This is a genomic window from Xanthobacteraceae bacterium, from assembly GCA_019454205.1.
Classification (GTDB): Bacteria; Pseudomonadota; Alphaproteobacteria; order Rhizobiales; family Xanthobacteraceae.
The window spans coordinates 2,496,328-2,513,078 of record CP075369.1 but is presented as its reverse complement, the minus strand read 5'-3'; the positions used below and the strand labels follow the sequence as shown (position 1 = coordinate 2,513,078).

The 16,751-nt window shown below is 62.1% G+C and carries 13 protein-coding genes; 10 read left to right on the top strand and 3 right to left on the bottom strand.

Annotated elements, in window-relative coordinates; translation table 11 throughout:
• Positions 1–138: 138 nt before the first annotated feature.
• Entirely contained in the window at positions 139–1,419 is a 1,281-nt protein-coding gene (locus KF794_12660) for an EAL domain-containing response regulator (protein ID QYK44608.1), read from the bottom strand.
• Between the two features lie 291 nt (positions 1,420–1,710).
• Here KF794_12660 and KF794_12655 point away from each other — a divergent pair, with 291 nt between their 5' ends.
• Complete coding sequence (locus KF794_12655; protein ID QYK44607.1) at positions 1,711–4,446, top strand: MASE4 domain-containing protein; 2,736 nt, start codon at positions 1,711–1,713, stop codon at positions 4,444–4,446.
• Between the two features lie 70 nt (positions 4,447–4,516).
• On the opposite strand, the gene KF794_12650 is transcribed toward KF794_12655, so the two are convergent.
• On the bottom strand, positions 4,517–6,433 hold the full coding sequence (locus KF794_12650; protein ID QYK44606.1) for a L,D-transpeptidase family protein: 1,917 nt from the start codon (positions 6,431–6,433) through the stop codon (positions 4,517–4,519).
• 134 nt (positions 6,434–6,567) lie between these two features.
• A complete protein-coding gene (locus tag KF794_12645; GenBank protein ID QYK44605.1) occupies positions 6,568–8,073 on the bottom strand; it encodes a sigma-54-dependent Fis family transcriptional regulator in 1,506 nt (501 codons plus the stop codon).
• Positions 8,074–8,150: 77 nt separating this feature from the next.
• Here KF794_12645 and KF794_12640 point away from each other — a divergent pair, with 77 nt between their 5' ends.
• From KF794_12640 to KF794_12600, 9 genes are all read left to right on the top strand, one after another.
• Positions 8,151–8,765, top strand: coding sequence for a hypothetical protein (locus tag KF794_12640; protein ID QYK44604.1), 615 nt, complete (start codon positions 8,151–8,153; stop codon positions 8,763–8,765).
• Positions 8,766–8,814: 49 nt separating this feature from the next.
• The gene (locus KF794_12635; GenBank protein QYK44603.1) at positions 8,815–10,647 is read left to right on the top strand and encodes a M3 family oligoendopeptidase; all 1,833 of its coding nucleotides are present in this window, start codon (positions 8,815–8,817) and stop codon (positions 10,645–10,647) included.
• 130 nt (positions 10,648–10,777) lie between these two features.
• The gene (locus KF794_12630; protein ID QYK44602.1) at positions 10,778–11,236 is read left to right on the top strand and encodes a hypothetical protein; all 459 of its coding nucleotides are present in this window, start codon (positions 10,778–10,780) and stop codon (positions 11,234–11,236) included.
• A 1-nt stretch (position 11,237) separates the two neighbouring features.
• Complete coding sequence (locus KF794_12625) at positions 11,238–12,152, top strand: 3-keto-5-aminohexanoate cleavage protein (GenBank protein QYK44601.1); 915 nt, start codon at positions 11,238–11,240, stop codon at positions 12,150–12,152.
• Positions 12,145–13,515, top strand: a complete 1,371-nt coding sequence (locus tag KF794_12620; protein ID QYK44600.1) for an AarF/ABC1/UbiB kinase family protein — start codon at positions 12,145–12,147, stop codon at positions 13,513–13,515. The genes KF794_12625 and KF794_12620 overlap by 8 nt, the downstream gene beginning before the upstream one ends.
• A 74-nt stretch (positions 13,516–13,589) precedes the next feature.
• The gene (locus tag KF794_12615; GenBank protein ID QYK44599.1) at positions 13,590–13,742 is read left to right on the top strand and encodes an aa3-type cytochrome c oxidase subunit IV; all 153 of its coding nucleotides are present in this window, start codon (positions 13,590–13,592) and stop codon (positions 13,740–13,742) included.
• A gap of 22 nt (positions 13,743–13,764) precedes the next feature.
• Positions 13,765–14,889, top strand: a complete 1,125-nt coding sequence (locus KF794_12610) for a Re/Si-specific NAD(P)(+) transhydrogenase subunit alpha (protein QYK44598.1) — start codon at positions 13,765–13,767, stop codon at positions 14,887–14,889.
• Positions 14,890–14,998: 109 nt separating this feature from the next.
• A complete protein-coding gene (locus tag KF794_12605; protein QYK46700.1) occupies positions 14,999–15,322 on the top strand; it encodes an NAD(P) transhydrogenase subunit alpha in 324 nt (107 codons plus the stop codon).
• 7 nt (positions 15,323–15,329) lie between these two features.
• A complete protein-coding gene (locus tag KF794_12600) occupies positions 15,330–16,724 on the top strand; it encodes an NAD(P)(+) transhydrogenase (Re/Si-specific) subunit beta (protein QYK44597.1) in 1,395 nt (464 codons plus the stop codon).
• Positions 16,725–16,751 lie beyond the last annotated feature (27 nt).

Below are 16,751 nucleotides of genomic sequence, written 5' to 3'. Positions count from 1 at the left end.
CGGGGTGAACGCAGTCTTGCCGGGTCCGGTTAACGAGGGGTCACCGGAATGCCCCCGACTGCATTTATCGCTACGCAGCGAAAGTGGCAGAAAAGGGTCGGGTCGTTACCGGGAAGTTAACGCCCTCGCGGCGCTGTCTCAGGATGCGGCAGCGATCCGTTTTTTCATCGCGGTAATCAGCTTGTCGCGCTGAACCGCCGGGGCGAACAGGAACCCTTGCGCAATGTCGCAGCCCATACTGCGCAGGGTCTGCGCCTCGCTGGATTTCTCGACGCCATCGGCCACGGCCAGTTTGCCGAATTTATGCGCGAGTTCGATGGCCATGCGGCTGAGGGAGGCCGCTTCGGCATCCTCGCCGCAGTTCGAGACCAGGCTGCGGTCGAGTTTGAGTTCCGAAAACGGAAGTTCCTTCAGGCGTGCGAGATGCGAATAGCCCGCGCCGAAATCGTCGATGGCGATGGAGATTTTATAGAGCCGGAGTTGCGTGGCGATCTCGTGGATCAGGTGGATGTCCTGAATCGCCTGATCCTCGGTGATCTCGATGATCATGCCGGGCCAGCGGTCGCTTTTCGGGCGATGCTCGCGCACGATCTGCGCGATTGGCAGTTTGACCAGCGTGGCTACGGACATATTGATGGAGATCTTGAACGGAAAACCGGCGTCATCGAATGCAGGCCAGTCGCTCAGGGCGCGGATGAGCTGGCGTTCCGCGAGCTTTGCCATCGTTGGCTCTTCGGCGCCGGGCAGGAAAGATCCCGGCATGACTAAACCGAATACCGGGTGGACGCAGCGAGCCAATCCTTCGACCCCGGCCGGTTTCATATTCTGGAGATCGATCTTCGGCTGATACCAGAGCTGAATCCAGTTGTTGCGAAGCACCTCGTCGAGTTGAAGTTTCTGATAGGTGGGATTGAATGAAGCCGCCTTGCGCGGCGTGTCCTGCATCAGTTCGGCGAAATTGTCCTGCACCAGTTGCCGGATCGTGCTCGCACGAAACGGCTTTCGCAGGGGAGGTAGCATACCGAGTTCGTGACGTTCGCCCACGAGACGCAGGTCGTTCAGCACTTCGGTATCGCTGCCGCTGATCAACTGCACCTTGCCGCGAAAGTGCGCGGCTCCAAGCCCGCGCATCACCTCGACGGCATCGGAACCATCCAGCGAGGCATCGAGAAAAACGAGATGTGGACGGGTCTTATAGATTCCCGCCAGCGCCGAGGTTGCATTCCTGAACATCTCCACTTTCACGCCGATCGGCGTGATTGCGGCGGCAATCAGATTTTGAATCGCTGGTTCGTCTTCGACGATAAAACAGACGAGTTCTCCGGCCTGCGCCGCAGGATGCCCGGGTGTAATACCGGAAGTCTTGTCCAGTTCCTCGTCGACATCGAGACGAGCCAGCAATTCCGGGTCGGTGGACATGTGTCACCGTGAGAAAATGAGCGCCGGGACTTTTCCTTCGGTTAGCGGCGGCAGGTTTGCTTTCCGGTACTTACACAGTGTTCTTAATTTTAAGACACGAATTTCGCGTGTCTTAATCGCTTGCACTCAATGTTTCGTTAGCGTGGAGAAACTTCGAATCACGCTTCTCTAATTTTCTGCGGGGAATAGGATCATTCGCAATACTTAACTTCGTTTGTCAGGCACAACGTGAACTCTCGGCAGTTTCTGGATACCGCTGAAGTACAAAACCGTGCTGCGCAGGAAGACGGTTTGCTGTCTTCGCGGCCTGCGGGGCGAAACGCAAAGATCGTCGCCGCCATGGTGGTCGCTGTTTCCCTGGCGTTTTTTCTTACCGCGATACCGTATGTGCGTACGCCATTACCTAAGCTGCAATCCTTCATCCCGATGTATGAGGTCGCGCTGATCGTGACGGATACGATCACGTCGATTTTGCTGTTCGGTCAATTTTCGCGCACGCGTTCCTGGGCGATGCTGGTGCTGGCATCAGGCTACCTTTACTGCGCGTTCATCACGATTCCGCACCTCCTGACGTTTCCCGGTGCGTTCACCGAAACCGGTCTGCTAGGCGCGGGCAGTCAGAGCACGGCCTGGCTTTATACCTTCTGGCACGCTGTTTTTCCGATGTTCGTGATCGCGTATGCGCTGCTGCGTAATCGTTCCTATGAGGAGATTCCGCAATCGCGTGTCGCAATAGCGATTCTGCTTGCGGTCGGAACGGTGGCTTCGATGGCCGTCGTCTTCGCGGCACTCGCCACGGCGGGAATGGATTTTCTTCCAATCGTTATGGAGAAAGACAATTACTCCAAACAGGTGACGAGCGGCGTCAGTCCGGCAACTTGGGCGTTGAGTGCGTTGGCCTTGATCGCATTGTGGCGGCTTCGCCGCGTCAGCACGCTCGATCTCTGGCTCATGGTCGTGATGTGCGTATGGATTTTCGATGTCGGGCTGTCGGGCGTGTTCGGTTCGGCGCGTTACGATCTCGGCTGGTATGCGGGCCGCAGTTACGGACTTCTGGCTGCAAGCTTTATCCTGGGCGTGCTGCTCGTGGAAACCAACCTGATGCACGGAAGGCTCGCGCGAACCAAGTCGCTGCTGTCGGAAGCGCTGGAAAAGAACGCGGCACGGTTCAAGGAGATTTTCGATAACGCGCCGCTGGTCGTGACGGTCAAGGATCTCCAGGGCCGCTATATTTTCGTCAATCGCGGCACCGAACAGTGGACCGAGCACACGAACGAAGAGCTGATCGGCAAGACCGTACGCGATCTATTCGGGGATTCCGATTACACGCGCACCCACGAAGCCGCCGATCGCGAGGTGATTGAAACGAAGAATTCGATTCAGCGGGAATTCATCACGCCGCATCCTTTGGGGCCGCAAGTATCCTTGTTCGCGAAGTTTCCGCTGTTCGACGGCCGCGGCGAGGTCGAGGGCGTCGGTTCGATCGCGCTCGATATTACCGAGCAGAGAAAGGCCGACGCGGCACTCAAACGCTTCTTTGAAACCTCTGTGGACTTGATTCTGGTTACCGATCGCAAGGGCGTCCTGCAGCGTGTCAGTCCGAGCGTCGAGACTGTGCTTGGCTACAAACCCGAGGAAATGACCGGCCGCAGCGCGATCGATTTCATCCATATCCCCGATCTCGAAGCCACACGGGAGCAGATGCGTCAGGCGCGCGTCGGCAAATACGCGCGCAATTTCGAAACGCGCTACCGTCACCGCGACGGCCGCATTGTGCTGATTTCGTGGACCGGTGTCTGGAGTGAAGATCTGCAACAGCATTTCTTCATCGGGCGCGATATGACCGAGCGGCAAAAGCTCGAACAGGAATTGCGCCAGTCGCAGAAGATGGAGGCGATCGGCCAGCTGACCGGCGGCCTCGCGCACGATTACAACAATCTGCTCACCGTCATTCTCGGCAACGCCGAATTGCTGCTGGAATCTTTAAGAGATCGCTCCGATTTGCTTCCGCTGGCGCAGGCAACAGTGGACGCGGCAGAGCGTAGTGCGGCGCTTACGCAACGGCAGCTGGCGTTCGGCCGCCGTCAGGCGCTGGAGCCGAAAACGACCGATCTCAACATGCTCGTTACCGGCATGATCGATCTCGTTCGCATAACCATCGGCGAGCAGTACAAGCTCGACCTCGCGCTGGAAGACGGTCCCTGGATTGTCGAGATCGACCAGAATCAGCTCGAAACCGCCCTTCTGAATCTCATCGTCAACGCGCGCGACGCCATGAAGGGCGGCGGGACGCTACGAATCGAAACAGCCAAGTCGACCTTCGACAAGGAGATGGGATCTGTCGTTCCCGGTGCCCGCGAAGGCGATTTCATGATGGTCGCGGTGCATGACAACGGCACGGGCATGGACCCCGAAACGCTGAACCGCGTGTTCGAGCCGTTCTTCACTACCAAGGCTCCGGGCAAGGGAACGGGTCTCGGCCTCAGCATGGTCTACGGTTTCGTGAAGCAGTCGGGCGGGCACATCACGGTCTATTCGGAAGTCGGTTTCGGGACGGCGGTGAAGCTTTATTTCCCCCGTTCCGAAAGTGCCGTTGCCGAGCGTCCGGTTCTTGAGGAGGAGAACTATCCTCGCGGCCAGGAGACGGTGTTGCTGGTCGAGGACGACGAGCCGGTTCGCATCAATACCGAGCGGCAGCTCGTATCGCTAGGCTATCGGGTCGTAGGCGCGCCAAACGGCAAAAGTGCAATCGATCTTCTGGAGAAGGGCCTCAGGCCGGATTTGCTGCTGACCGATGTCATCATGACTGGCGGGATGAACGGACGCGAACTCGCGGATTATTGCGGGGAGCGCTATCCGTCGCTGCGCGTATTGTTCATGTCGGGCTATACGTCCGGCGTGCTCGCCGATGATAGCGGCGCGTTACCCGCGAGCGTTCACTTCCTCGGTAAACCGTTCCGGCGCGGCCAGCTTGCGAAGGCCGTGCGTGAAGCGCTGGACACTTCGAAAAGCCCCGTTCCAGCCTGATCGTTTTCGTGCGCAAAAAAGAAGGGCCGCGAGAATCGCGGCCCTTTTTTATTTTAACTTCGGGTTCTGATCAGTAGGAGCGGAACAGACCGAAGAAGTCGAAACCCTGACTGCGGGGACTGTAGCCGTCGAGAGTGAGCTGCTGACGGTTCGGTGTCGGATCGGCATGCTTGACCGCGATCTCAAGCTGGCGGCGCTCGTTGCCGGTAGCCTTGAGGTTCTTGATCGTTGCCGCATCCACTTTGTAGAGGTCCTTGCGGATGATCAGTTTGTCATCGCGGACTTCAGCGGTGTTGTAGACGATGTGAACGGGAATGTTGTTCTTGAAGTCGAGCTTGTGCTCGGCGGTCCCGTACAACTTCTTGATCTTGTCCTGCGACCAGCCTTCGCCCGGACGCGCCATGTTCATCAACAGCTCGGCGTACTTCAGCGGATCCTGAACACGGATGCAGCCGGCGCTGTAAGCGCGTTCGTCATGCGCGAACAGGTGCTTCGTCGGCGTGTCGTGCTGGTAAACCAGGAACTTGTTCGGGAAGTTGAAGCGGAGGCGTCCGAGCGCATTTCCGTCGCCCGGCGGCTGCGAGAGGTGCAGCGTGCCGTCGGGACGGGTCTGGATTTTGATGCCCATTTGCTTCAGCGCGTCGGGATTGTTGCGCAACGCCGGAATGTAGTCCCGCGCGATGATCGACGGCGGCACGTTCCAGGTCGGGTTCACCGTGATGAAGCTCATCTCCTGGGTCGTGATCGGCGAAATCTTGGTCGGTGCGCCGACAACGACGCGCGTTTCCCAAACTTCCTTACGGTCCTGGAACACACGCAGGTAATAGCCGGGGATGCTGGTGATGACGTGGTTCGCGCCGAGATCGCGGGGCAGCCAGCGCCAGCGTTCCATATTGGCGATGATGATGTCTTCGATCTTGTCGGTGTTCGCCGGATTGAGCGCGGCGACAACGTCGTTCGTCAGCACGCCGTCGCCTTTACGTTTCCTGGACTTCTGGAATTCGGCTACAGCCTGCGCGAGTTCCTCGTCGTAGACCTTGTCGTCCTTGGCCTCGAGTTTGAAGCGCTGACGCAGCAGCGGCACGCGGGCATCTTCCTGATGCTTCTTCGCCTTGGCGTTGAAGCGTAGCACCGCACCATTCGGAATCCGGATCGGCTCGGCCTCGCCTTTGTTGCGTAGCTTCGCAAGCTCGGCTTTCAGCAGTTTGTACTGCTCGTGCGAAGGGTAAAAACCCGCGAGCGTTTCGCTCAGGTTCGCGGCGGACGCGATCTGGTTCAGGCTGTCCTGCGGATCAAGGCCGTCATGCTTGTACTCGACGTCGCGGAAGGTGCGTGACGGATGGATGCGGCCCGAGGATGCGTGACGCACGAAATCCAGCACTTCGCCCGTATAATTGAGTTCGGCTTCCGCGAGCTTGTCGGCGTCTGTCAGGTCGAAATTCGGAGCCGCGTAGTCGGCAGGGTTGAGGCCGTCTTCATCGACCTTCTTCAGGAACGCGATGGCTGCGTCGGCGCGCGGATTGAGTTTGCCGTTCTCGATCCAGAGCGGCTTGAAGCCGCGATCGCGATAGAACACCTCGACCGCGGAGAGTTCGTTCTTGCGCGAGAAGTAGCGCTCGCCGCGCTGCGCGAGAATTTCGCGGATCTTCTCGGCGATGGCGAGATCGGCGCCCGTGAGGCTGGCGACCGGTGCTTCGACGAGCTTGCGGCCGGTCAGCTTTTTGATCTCTTCGGAGACAACCGGCGCGGCGGCAGGCTGTTGAGGTTTCTGCTCTGCTGCAGGCGGCGGTGCCGGGGTCTGCGCGGCGGGAGGCGTGGTCTTTTCTTCCTTGCCATCGAGTCCGACCGGCTGTTCGTGCCGCGGCTCGGGGATCTGATTGATGAGTTCGCGATCACTCGGCGTATTCTGGCCGAAGGCCGGGCCGGCGAGCGCAGCCGCCACCAACAGACCACACGAAACGAGGCCTAAGTGCCTGTTCGGGTTCATTTCAATCTCCCGCGGAAATCTGGTTCCAATCGCTTTTGGCAAGTCCGGCAGCCCCCTTCAAGGGTACAATTACCTCGCAAGGGTGCTCGTTCCGAATTAGAGCCATTCTGTTACCCGCCAGCCACGCGGGCGCGTCACACATTCCCGTGATCGGCTCCGGCATCGGCCTCCAGACCGAGTTCCTTGAGCTTCCGGTACAGGGTCGAGCGCCCGATTCCGAGGCGGCGGGCGACTTCGGTCATCCGGCCCCGATAGTGCGCGATGGTGTAGCGGATGATTTCTGCTTCGAGCTGTTCCAGTGGGCGGACATGGCCGTGGAAATCGACCACATCCAGCCGTCCCGGCACGGGAGCGCTGGAAGCGCTTTCCTCGACAACCAGTAAGGGTGCGGCGGGCTGGGTCGCAGGCGAGGCTACAACCGGGGCGGGTGCTACGAACGCCGCCGCCTCGTAGCCCGGCACCTGTGCCGCGATCTGCGGGAATTCCAGCACGCCGATTTCGTCGGCCTCGGCCAACACGACCGAACGGAACACCGTGTTCTCGAGTTGGCGCACGTTGCCGGGCCACTTGTATTCGCCCAGCAGGCGCACTGCTTCGGCCGAAACCGAGCGCACGCGCTTGCCTTCTTCCGCCGCGAAGCGCGCGACGAAGCGGCGGACCAGATCGGGCACGTCTTCCATGCGCTCGCGCAGCGGCGGCAACGTCACCGGATAAATGTGCAGGCGGTAAAACAGGTCCTCGCGGAACGAAGCCTGGCGCACCAGCGCCATCAGGTCGCGATTGGTCGCGGAGATGAGGCGGAAGTTCACCTTCACCGGCTTGCGCGCGCCGACCGGATCGATCTCGCCTTCCTGCAACGCACGGAGCAGCTTTACTTGCGTGTCCTGAGGTAACTCGCCGATCTCGTCGAGGAACAGCGTACCGCCGTCGGCTTCCAGAAACTTGCCGATCTGCCGCTCGGCCGCGCCGGTGAACGAACCCTTTTCGTGGCCGAACAGGATCGACTCGACGAGGTTCGCGGGGATTGCGCCGCAGTTGACCGCGACGAACGGCTTTTTCGCGCGCGGACCGGCGGCATGGATGGCGCGGGCCAGCAATTCCTTGCCGGTACCGGACTCGCCTTCGATCAGGACCGGGATGTCGGAGGCGGCCGCTTTTTCCGCGAGCGTGAGTGCCGCCTGCATGCGCGGGCTTTTTGTGGTGAGGTCCTTCAGCGCGAGCTTGCCGTCGGCGGAGCGCTGCATGCGGCGTACTTCGTCGGCGAGCGTCGCCTGTGCCAGCGCATTGCGGATCGAAACCTGCAAACGCTCGGCGCGCACCGGCTTCACGCAGAAATCGACCGCGCCCGCGCGCATCGCCGAAACCACGGTGTCGATGGAGCCTTGAGCGGTCTGCACGATCACGGGAAGCGTGCTGCCGCGCTCACGCAGGCGGCCCAGCATGCCCATGCCGTCAAGGTCGGGCATCACCAGATCGAGCACGATACATTCGATGGCAGCGCCGTCGGCGCTATCCAGCGTTTTCAGTGCGGCTTCGGCGCTCTCGGCCATCACCGGCTCGTAGTCGAAGCGCTTGATCATCGCTTCGAGCAGCCGGCGTTGCACCGGATCGTCGTCCACCACCAGAATTCGCGCGCTCATCAGACCCCGCCCGCTACGCAAATGTGCCGTTTCGGGGCACATTGGTGTACGGGCGTTAAGAGAGTCTGAATCCGCCTATGCCACTGCAAAACCGCGTCGATCCGTTCGGAAACCTGTTCGCCGATGCCTCGCGCGGCACGCTGTTCGGCAATCGCGGCGGGAAGTTTCATAACGACGACCGCACGCTCGGCTCACGGCGTTATGCCTCCAGAGCGTGGATTTGCTGCGTGCTCTCCTTCAAGGGGCGGCAGCGCGACGTCTGGGGGCGCTACTACACCGAACTCTTCTTTATGGACGAGCCGACCGCGCTCTCCGCCGGGCATCGCCCGTGCTTCGAATGCCGGAGAAAAGATGCGCTCGCCTTTGCCGAAACGTTCAGCGGCGGGCACCGGCGGCTGCCCGCGCCGGCGATGGACAAGCTGCTCCACGAGGAGCGGTTGCTCGCCAGGGAGAAGCGCATCCACCGCCGCCCGCTCGACACGCTGCCGGACGGCGTCTTCGTCACGCTCGGCGGGAGCGATGCCTTTGCCGTAAAGGGAAAGAGCCTGCTGCGCTGGACGCCCAAAGGTTACGCAGACAGCCGCCCGCGTCTCGCCGGAATTGCCGCCGATATGTTGACGCCGCCATCTATCGCGGATGCCCTGAAGCGCGGGTATGCGCCGCAGTGGCATCCGAGCGCCGCTTCGTTGTGAGGTATGGGGCGCTGTGCGATAGAAAATGCATGCAGGAGATTTGCGCCCGATGAAAATTGCCTTCGAGAATCCGGCTTCCAGTTCTTCGTCCGGCGGTCCGCTGGGCGCGCTGCCCGAATGGAACCTCTCCGACCTCTATGCCGGAATCGACGATCCGAAGGTGCAGGCCGATCTCGCGAAGGCCGATGCCGACTGCATCGCGTTCGAGCAAGAGTATAAAGGCAAGCTGGAAGAGATCGCGAAGTCGCCCGCCGCGGGCGCGGCGTTCGGCGCGGCGGTGCGCCGCTATGAAGCGATCGACGACCTGCTGGGACGGCTGGTTTCCTTCGCGGGACTCGTGCGCGCCGGCGACACCAGCGATCCCGCGCGCGGCAAGTTCTACGGCGACGTAGTCGAGAAGATCACCGGCGCCTCGTCGCATCTCCTGTTCTTCACGCTGGAACTGAACCGCATCGACGACGTGCTGATCGAGCGCGCGCTCGAAGACCCGATCTTCGGCCACTACCGGCCGTGGGTCGAGGATACGCGCCGCGAGAAGCCGTATCAGCTCGAAGACCGCATCGAACTTCTGTTCCACGAAAAATCCGTGACCGGGCGCGGCGCGTGGAATCGCCTGTTCGACGAGACGGTCGCGGGCCTGCGCTTTGACATCGACAACGAGCGGCTGACGCTGGAGCCGACGCTGACGCTGTTGCAGGACGCCGACGAGAGCAAGCGCGCGAAGGCGGCGGGTTCGCTTGCGAAAGTGTTCAAGGAAAATCTCCCGACCTTCACGCTGATTACGAACGTGCTGGCGAAGGACAAGGAAATCTCCGACCGCTGGCGTGGCTTTCAGGACATAGCCGATGCGCGGCATCTCTCGAACCGCGTCGAGCGCGAGGTCGTGGACGCGCTGGTCGAGGTCGTGCGCGCGTCGTTCCCGCGGGTGTCGCACCGCTACTACAAGATGAAGGCGAAGTGGTTCGGCAAGGAGCGGTTGGAGCACTGGGATCGCAATGCGCCGCTGCCGAAGGTCGAGCAGCGCCTGATCGCGTGGCCGGAAGCGCGCGAGACGGTGTTGTCGGCCTATGCGGCGTTCTCGCCGCGCATGGCCGATATCGCGAAGCAGTTCTTCGACAAGAACTGGATCGACGCGCCGGTGCGTCCGGGCAAGGCGTCGGGCGCATTCGCACACCCCACCGTGCCGTCCGCGCATCCTTACGTGCTGCTGAACTACATGGGCCGTCCGCGCGACGTGATGACGCTCGCGCACGAACTCGGCCATGGCGTGCATCAGGTGCTGGCTGCGCCGAATGGCGCGCTGATGGCGCCGACGCCTTTGACGCTCGCAGAAACCGCTTCCGTGTTCGGCGAGATGCTGACCTTCCGTGCCTTGCTTGCGAAAGCCGCGCCCGCGCAGCGCAAGGCGATGCTGGTGCAGAAGGTCGAGGACATGATCAATACGGTCGTGCGCCAGATCGCGTTCTATACGTTCGAGCGGAAGCTCCACACCGAGCGCAAGAACGGCGAACTCACGCCTGAGAAAATCTGCGAACTCTGGATGAGCGTGCAGGGCGAGAGCCTCGGACCCGCAATCCACCTTGGCGAAGGCTACGAGACGTACTGGACCTATATCGGCCACTTCGTGCACGCGCCGTTCTATGTCTACGCCTATGCGTTCGGCGATTGCCTCGTGAATTCGCTCTACGCGGTCTACGAGAAGGCGGATGCTGGCTTTGCCGAGCGCTATCTCGCAATGCTGGCGGCCGGCGGCACCAAGCATCATTCCGACCTGCTCAAGCCGTTCGGGCTGGACGCGCGCGACCCGGCGTTCTGGCAGACCGGGCTGAAGCTCATCTCCAGCATGATCGACGAGATCGAGAAGCTGGATAAGGCGGCGTAAGCGCCTGCGGCACGCGCACGAAAATGTGCTTAGCGCTGCAAGGCGCGCCGATTGCCTTGCCCTTCGTTTCCGGGGAATGATGGCGTTACGCGGCCGGCGCCCGGTCCGCATGACTGGTCAGGAAAAAACAATGGTTCGTGCAGCGCTTGTCGCCTTCGCGGTTTTGTTCGGTGCGTTCTCAAGTTCGCCGGTGCAGGCGAAATACATGTTCGGCACCAGCGAGCACATCAACTTCATTCAGGACGTGACGGCGACCGGCGCGAACGGCGAGGCGCTCTATCTCGCCTACAAGACCAGCACGTTCAGCATCATCGCGGGCGTCAACGTCACCGACGACGGCTACGTGCTCGGCGTGAAGGGCGACAGCAAGCGCTACTACCACATGCCGACCGGCGCGGAGCTGGAGCGGCTGCAGCGCGGCGGCTTCCTGCCGAATCCGCTGCCGCCCTACAAGCTCGGCTTCTTCGATTACCTGATGGGCTACCTGCTCTGGATCGTGATCGGGGTAACCGCACTCTTTTATCTGGTGCCGTGGCTGCGCAAGCGTAACAAGCCGGCCGATCCGGAAGCCTCCGCGCCTGCCGCGTAAGATGGCGAAGGTCTGGATCGAAGCCGCGATCAACGGGCCGTGGGGCAAGGCGCGCCAGCCCGGCATTCCGGTTTCGACGAAAGACATCATCTCCGACGGCATCGCCGCCGCGAAAGCGGGCGCGGCCATCGTCCACCTGCACGTCTATGACGAGGCGACCGGGCAACAGCGCGACGACTGGCAACTCTATGCCGCGGTGGTCGAGGGCATTCGCGCGCAGTGCGATGCCATCGTCTATCCGACGATCCCGATCGCGGGTTCGTCCTATGCGAACGGCGAGATGAAAACCGCCCGCGAGCGCTACGAGCATCTCGAAGAACTCGCGAAGCGCGGACTTGCGGAGTGGGCTGTGGTCGATCCCGGTTCGTGCAACTTCGCGCGCTTTCAGGAAGTCGCGAAACTCGCTCCCGGTTTCGTCTATCAAAATCCCGACGACCACTTCTACGAAGGCATGCGCATCTGCGAAGAATATTCCGTGCATCCGAGCTACGCGATCTACGAGCCGGGTTTCACGCGCATGGGCGCGGCATCCGCGAAAGCGATGCCGAAGGTGCCGTCGCCGATCTACCGCTTCATGTTCGCGGAGGAATTCACCTTCGGCTTCCCGCCGAAGCCAGTGCATCTCGATGCGCACCTCACGTTGCTCCGTGAAACCGCGGGCGATTATCCGTGGATGGTCGCGGGTCTCGGCGTCGATATCCGGCCGCTGATCGCTTCCGCCGTGGAGCGGGAAGGGCATGTGCGCGTCGGCCTCGAAGACATGCCGTGGGGTGCTTCGCAGACCAATGCCGCGCTGGTGGAAGAAGCCGTGAAGATCATTCGCGCGCAGGGAAGCGAACCAGCTTCCGCTTCGGACGTTCGTACTGCGACGAAGGCGCTGAACCAGCGCCTGCAACGAGGCAGGGCGGTTGGCTGACAAGCCGGAAGACTCCGAGAGAAACCGTTTCTCCGCGCGGGCGGCGCGATACGCGCGCGTGGGTGCGAATGTCGGCGGCGTTGCAGCACGGTTAGGGGCGCAGCGCGTATTCGGCGGCGGTTCGCGCGATGCCAATGCGTCGGCGCTGGCGAGCGCACTCGGCGGACTGAAAGGTCCGCTCATGAAGGTCGCGCAACTGCTCGCGACCATCCCCGATGCGCTGCCGCCCGAATACGCTTCCGAACTGATGAAACTGCAATCGGAAGCGCCGCCGATGGGCTGGCCTTTCGTGAAGCGACGCATGGCCGCCGAACTGGGGCAGGACTGGGAAACGAAATTCGGTTCCTTCACCAAGGCCCCGGCTGCCGCCGCCTCGCTCGGTCAGGTGCATCGCGCGACCGCGAAGGACGGCGCGCTGCTTGCTTGCAAGCTGCAATACCCGGAGATGCAGTCCACCGTGGAAGCGGATTTGCGCCAGCTCGGCATCGTGCTTTCGCTGTACCGGCGCATGTCGCCGGAAATCGACACGCGCGAGATTCAAGCGGAGATCGGCGCGCGGCTGCGCGAAGAACTCGATTACCGGCGCGAGGCGAAACACGCCGCGCTCTACGGCGAGATGCTCGCGGATGTGCGCGAGGTGCGGGTGCCGAAGGTCTGGCCGGAGCTTTCCACCGGCCGCCTGCTGACGCTCGACTGGCTGGGCGGCGAGAAGCTGCTCGCCTACAAGGAGCGCGATCTCGAACAGCGCAACCGTCTGGCGGCGGCGATGTTCAGGGCATGGTGGCTGCCGTTCTCGCGCTTCGGCGTGATTCACGGCGATCCGCATCTCGGCAACTACACGGTATTCGAGGAAGCGGACCTGCCCGCCGGGATCAATCTCCTCGACTACGGCTGCATCCGGATTTTCCCGCCGCGTTTCGTCGGCGGCGTGGTCGATCTCTACCGGGGGCTGCGCGAAGGGGACGAGGCGCGCGTGGTTGCGGCCTACGAGGTCTGGGGCTTCAAGAACCTCTCGAAGCCCATGATCGAAGCCCTCAACATCTGGGCGCGCTTTATCTATGGGCCGCTGATGGATGACCGGGTCCGCACCATCGCGGACGGCATTGCGCCTGCGCAATACGGCCGCAGGGAAGCGTTCCGCGTGAAGCAGGCTATGCGCGAGTTCGGTCCGGTCACGGTGCCACGCGAATTCGTGTTCATGGACCGCGCGGCGATCGGTCTCGGCGGCGTTTTCCTGCACCTGCGCGCGGAAATGAATTTCCATCGCCTGTTCGAGGATGCCATCCGCGACTTTTCGGTGCAGGCGGTGGCGGACCGCCAGGCGGCGGCGCTCCGGCGTGCCGGGTTATCCGCCGATCACTGAAAGGGCATTTGCCCGCCCCGGCGCTTTCCGGTAATTCAACATGCAGCAATTTCCGGGAATTGGGGACCCTGATCATGGCCAGTCACGGCAAGACCGAATACGGCACCGCCAAGGGCAACGATTACGCCGAACACGAAAGCACCTACAATCTCTTCATCGAGATGGTGAAGTGGGGCGTGATCCTCAATGTCATCATCGTATTTTTGATGTTCTGGTTCCTGACCTGACCCTTTAGGCGAGTAACGCCAAATGAAGATCGCGATCCCGGCTGAAACCGAACAGGGCGAGCCGCGCGTCGCGGCAACCCCGGATACCGTCAAGCGCTTCGCCAATCTCGGCGCGAAAGTCGCGGTAGAGAAAGGCGCGGGCGGCAAGGCCGGCATTCCGGATGCCGATTTTTCCGCCGCCGGTGCTGAAATCGGCAATGGCGTCGCGAAGGACGCCGATATTGTCCTGAAGGTCCGCCGTCCGACGAAATCCGAGCTTGGTTCCTACAAGCCGGGTGCACTCGTCATTTCCATCATGGACCCCTACGGCAACGACGCCGCGCTGAAGGATCTCGCGGCGGCGAAGGTCTCCGCTTTCGCGATGGAATTGATGCCGCGCATCACCCGCGCGCAGGTGATGGACGTGCTTTCCTCACAGGCGAACCTCGCGGGCTACCGCGCGGTGGTGGATGCTTCCTCCGAATTCGGCCGTGCGCTGCCGATGATGATGACCGCGGCCGGCACCGTGCCCGCCGCCAAGGCCTTCATCATGGGCGTCGGCGTCGCCGGGTTGCAGGCGATTGCAACCGCGCGCCGCCTCGGCGCGGTGGTGACGGCGACCGACGTGCGCCCCGCCACGAAAGAGCAGGTCGAGAGCCTGGGCGCGAAGTTCCTCGCGGTCGAGGACGAGGAGTTCAAGAACGCGCAGACCGCGGGCGGCTACGCCAAGGAAATGTCGAAGGAGTATCAGGCGAAGCAGGCCGCGCTGACCGCCGAGCACATCAAGAAGCAGGACATCGTGATTACGACCGCTCTGATTCCGGGCCGTCCCGCGCCGCGACTGATCACGAAGGAAATGGTTGCATCGATGAAGCCGGGTTCGGTGATCGTCGATCTCGCGGTCGAGCGCGGCGGTAACGTCGAGGGCGCGGAAGCCGGCAAGATCGTGGACGTGAACGGCGTGAAGATCGTCGGCCACCTGAACGTGGCGGGCCGTCTCGCGGCCACCGCTTCCTCGCTCTACGCGAAGAACCTCTACGCCTTCGTCGAGACCATGTTCGACAAGGAAAAGAAGTTCGCGCCCAACTGGGATGACGAACTCATCAAGGCGACGCTGCTGACGCGCGATGGCGCGGTCGTCCACCCGAATTTCATGCCGAAAGGATAGGCGCATGTTCGAGAACATGACCGATCTGGTTTCGTTTGCGCTCACCGCCTGCTCCGACGGCTTCTACGAGTTCATGTCGAGCGACGAAAGCGTATTGCCGCTGAACGCGATGGCGACGGCTTCCGCCTCCGCGGCCAGCCCCTTCGTGTTCCAGATCTCGATCTTCGTGCTGGCCTGTTTCGTCGGCTACTACGTGGTGTGGTCGGTGACGCCCGCGCTGCATACGCCGCTGATGTCGGTGACCAACGCGATCTCGTCGGTGATCGTGGTCGGCGCGCTGCTCGCGGTCGGCGTGCCGCTGGCGGGCGATGCTTCCGCCGCGTGGTGGTCGCGCATCCTCGGGTTCTTCGCGCTGATCATGGCCTCTGTGAACATCTTCGGCGGTTTCCTCGTCACCCAGCGCATGCTGGCGATGTATCAGAAGAAGAAGTGAGGCGGCCATGAGCGCAGATATCGTCGCCGTCCTTTACCTCGTCTCCGGCGTCCTGTTCATCCTCGCGCTGCGGGGACTTTCGCATCCGACCACGTCGCGGGACGGCAACCGCTACGGCATGATCGGCATGGCAATCGCCATCGGCACCACGCTGGCTTACTCGCCGCCGGCCGACGCCATCGGCTGGGTGCTGGTGATCGCCGGCCTCGCCATTGGCGGCGGCATCGGCGCGGTGATGTCGCGCAAAATCGCGATGACGCAGATGCCGCAACTGGTCGCGGCGTTCCACTCCCTCGTCGGTCTCGCGGCCGTATTGGTCGCGGCGGGCGCGCTCTATGCACCGTCGGCCTTCGGCATCGGCAATATCGGCTCGATTGCCGCCGCGTCGCTGGTGGAGATGGCGCTGGGTGCTGCCATCGGCGCGATCACGTTCACCGGCTCGGTGATCGCGTTCGCGAAACTGAACGGCAACATGTCGGGCGCGCCGATCATCCTGCCCGCGCGCCACCTCATCAATCTCGCGCTGGCGGCGGCCTTGCTGCTCGCCGTCATCTTCTTCGTGCGCACCGAAAGCCACGCGCTGTTCTGGGCGATTGTCCTGCTGTCCTTCGTGCTCGGCGTGCTTATCATCGTTCCGATCGGCGGCGCGGATATGCCGGTCGTCGTCTCGATGCTGAACTCCTATTCGGGCTGGGCGGCTGCGGGCATCGGCTTCACGCTCGGCAATGCGGCGCTGATCATCACCGGCGCGCTGGTCGGTTCTTCCGGCGCCATCCTCTCGTACATCATGTGCAAGGGCATGAACCGCTCATTCATCTCGGTGATCCTCGGCGGCTTCGGCGGCGAGACTTCCGCCGCCGCCGGTCATGTCGAGACGCGCCCCGTGAAACAGGGTTCGGCGGATGACGCGGCCTTCATCATGAAGAACGCGGAGAAGGTCATCATCGTGCCGGGTTACGGCATGGCGGTCGCGCAGGCGCAGCACGCGCTCCGCGAAATGGCCGACAAGCTGAAAGAAGAAGGCGTCGAGGTGAAGTACGCGATCCATCCGGTCGCGGGCCGCATGCCGGGCCACATGAACGTGCTGCTGGCCGAAGCCAACGTGCCCTACGACGAAGTGTTCGAACTCGAAGACATCAACTCCGATTTCGGACAGGCGGATGTCGCCTTCGTCATCGGCGCGAACGACGTCACCAACCCGTCCGCCAAGACCGATCCGAAGTCTCCGATCTTCGGCATGCCGGTGCTGGACGTGGAAAAGGCGAAGACGGTGCTGTTCGTGAAGCGCGGCATGGGTTCGGGCTATGCCGGCGTCGAGAACGAGTTGTTCTTCCGCGACAACACCATGATGCTGTTCGCCGACGCGAAGAAGATGGTCGAGAACATCGTCAAGGGCCTTTAATCGCCTGGATCATGGATCTCCGCTTTC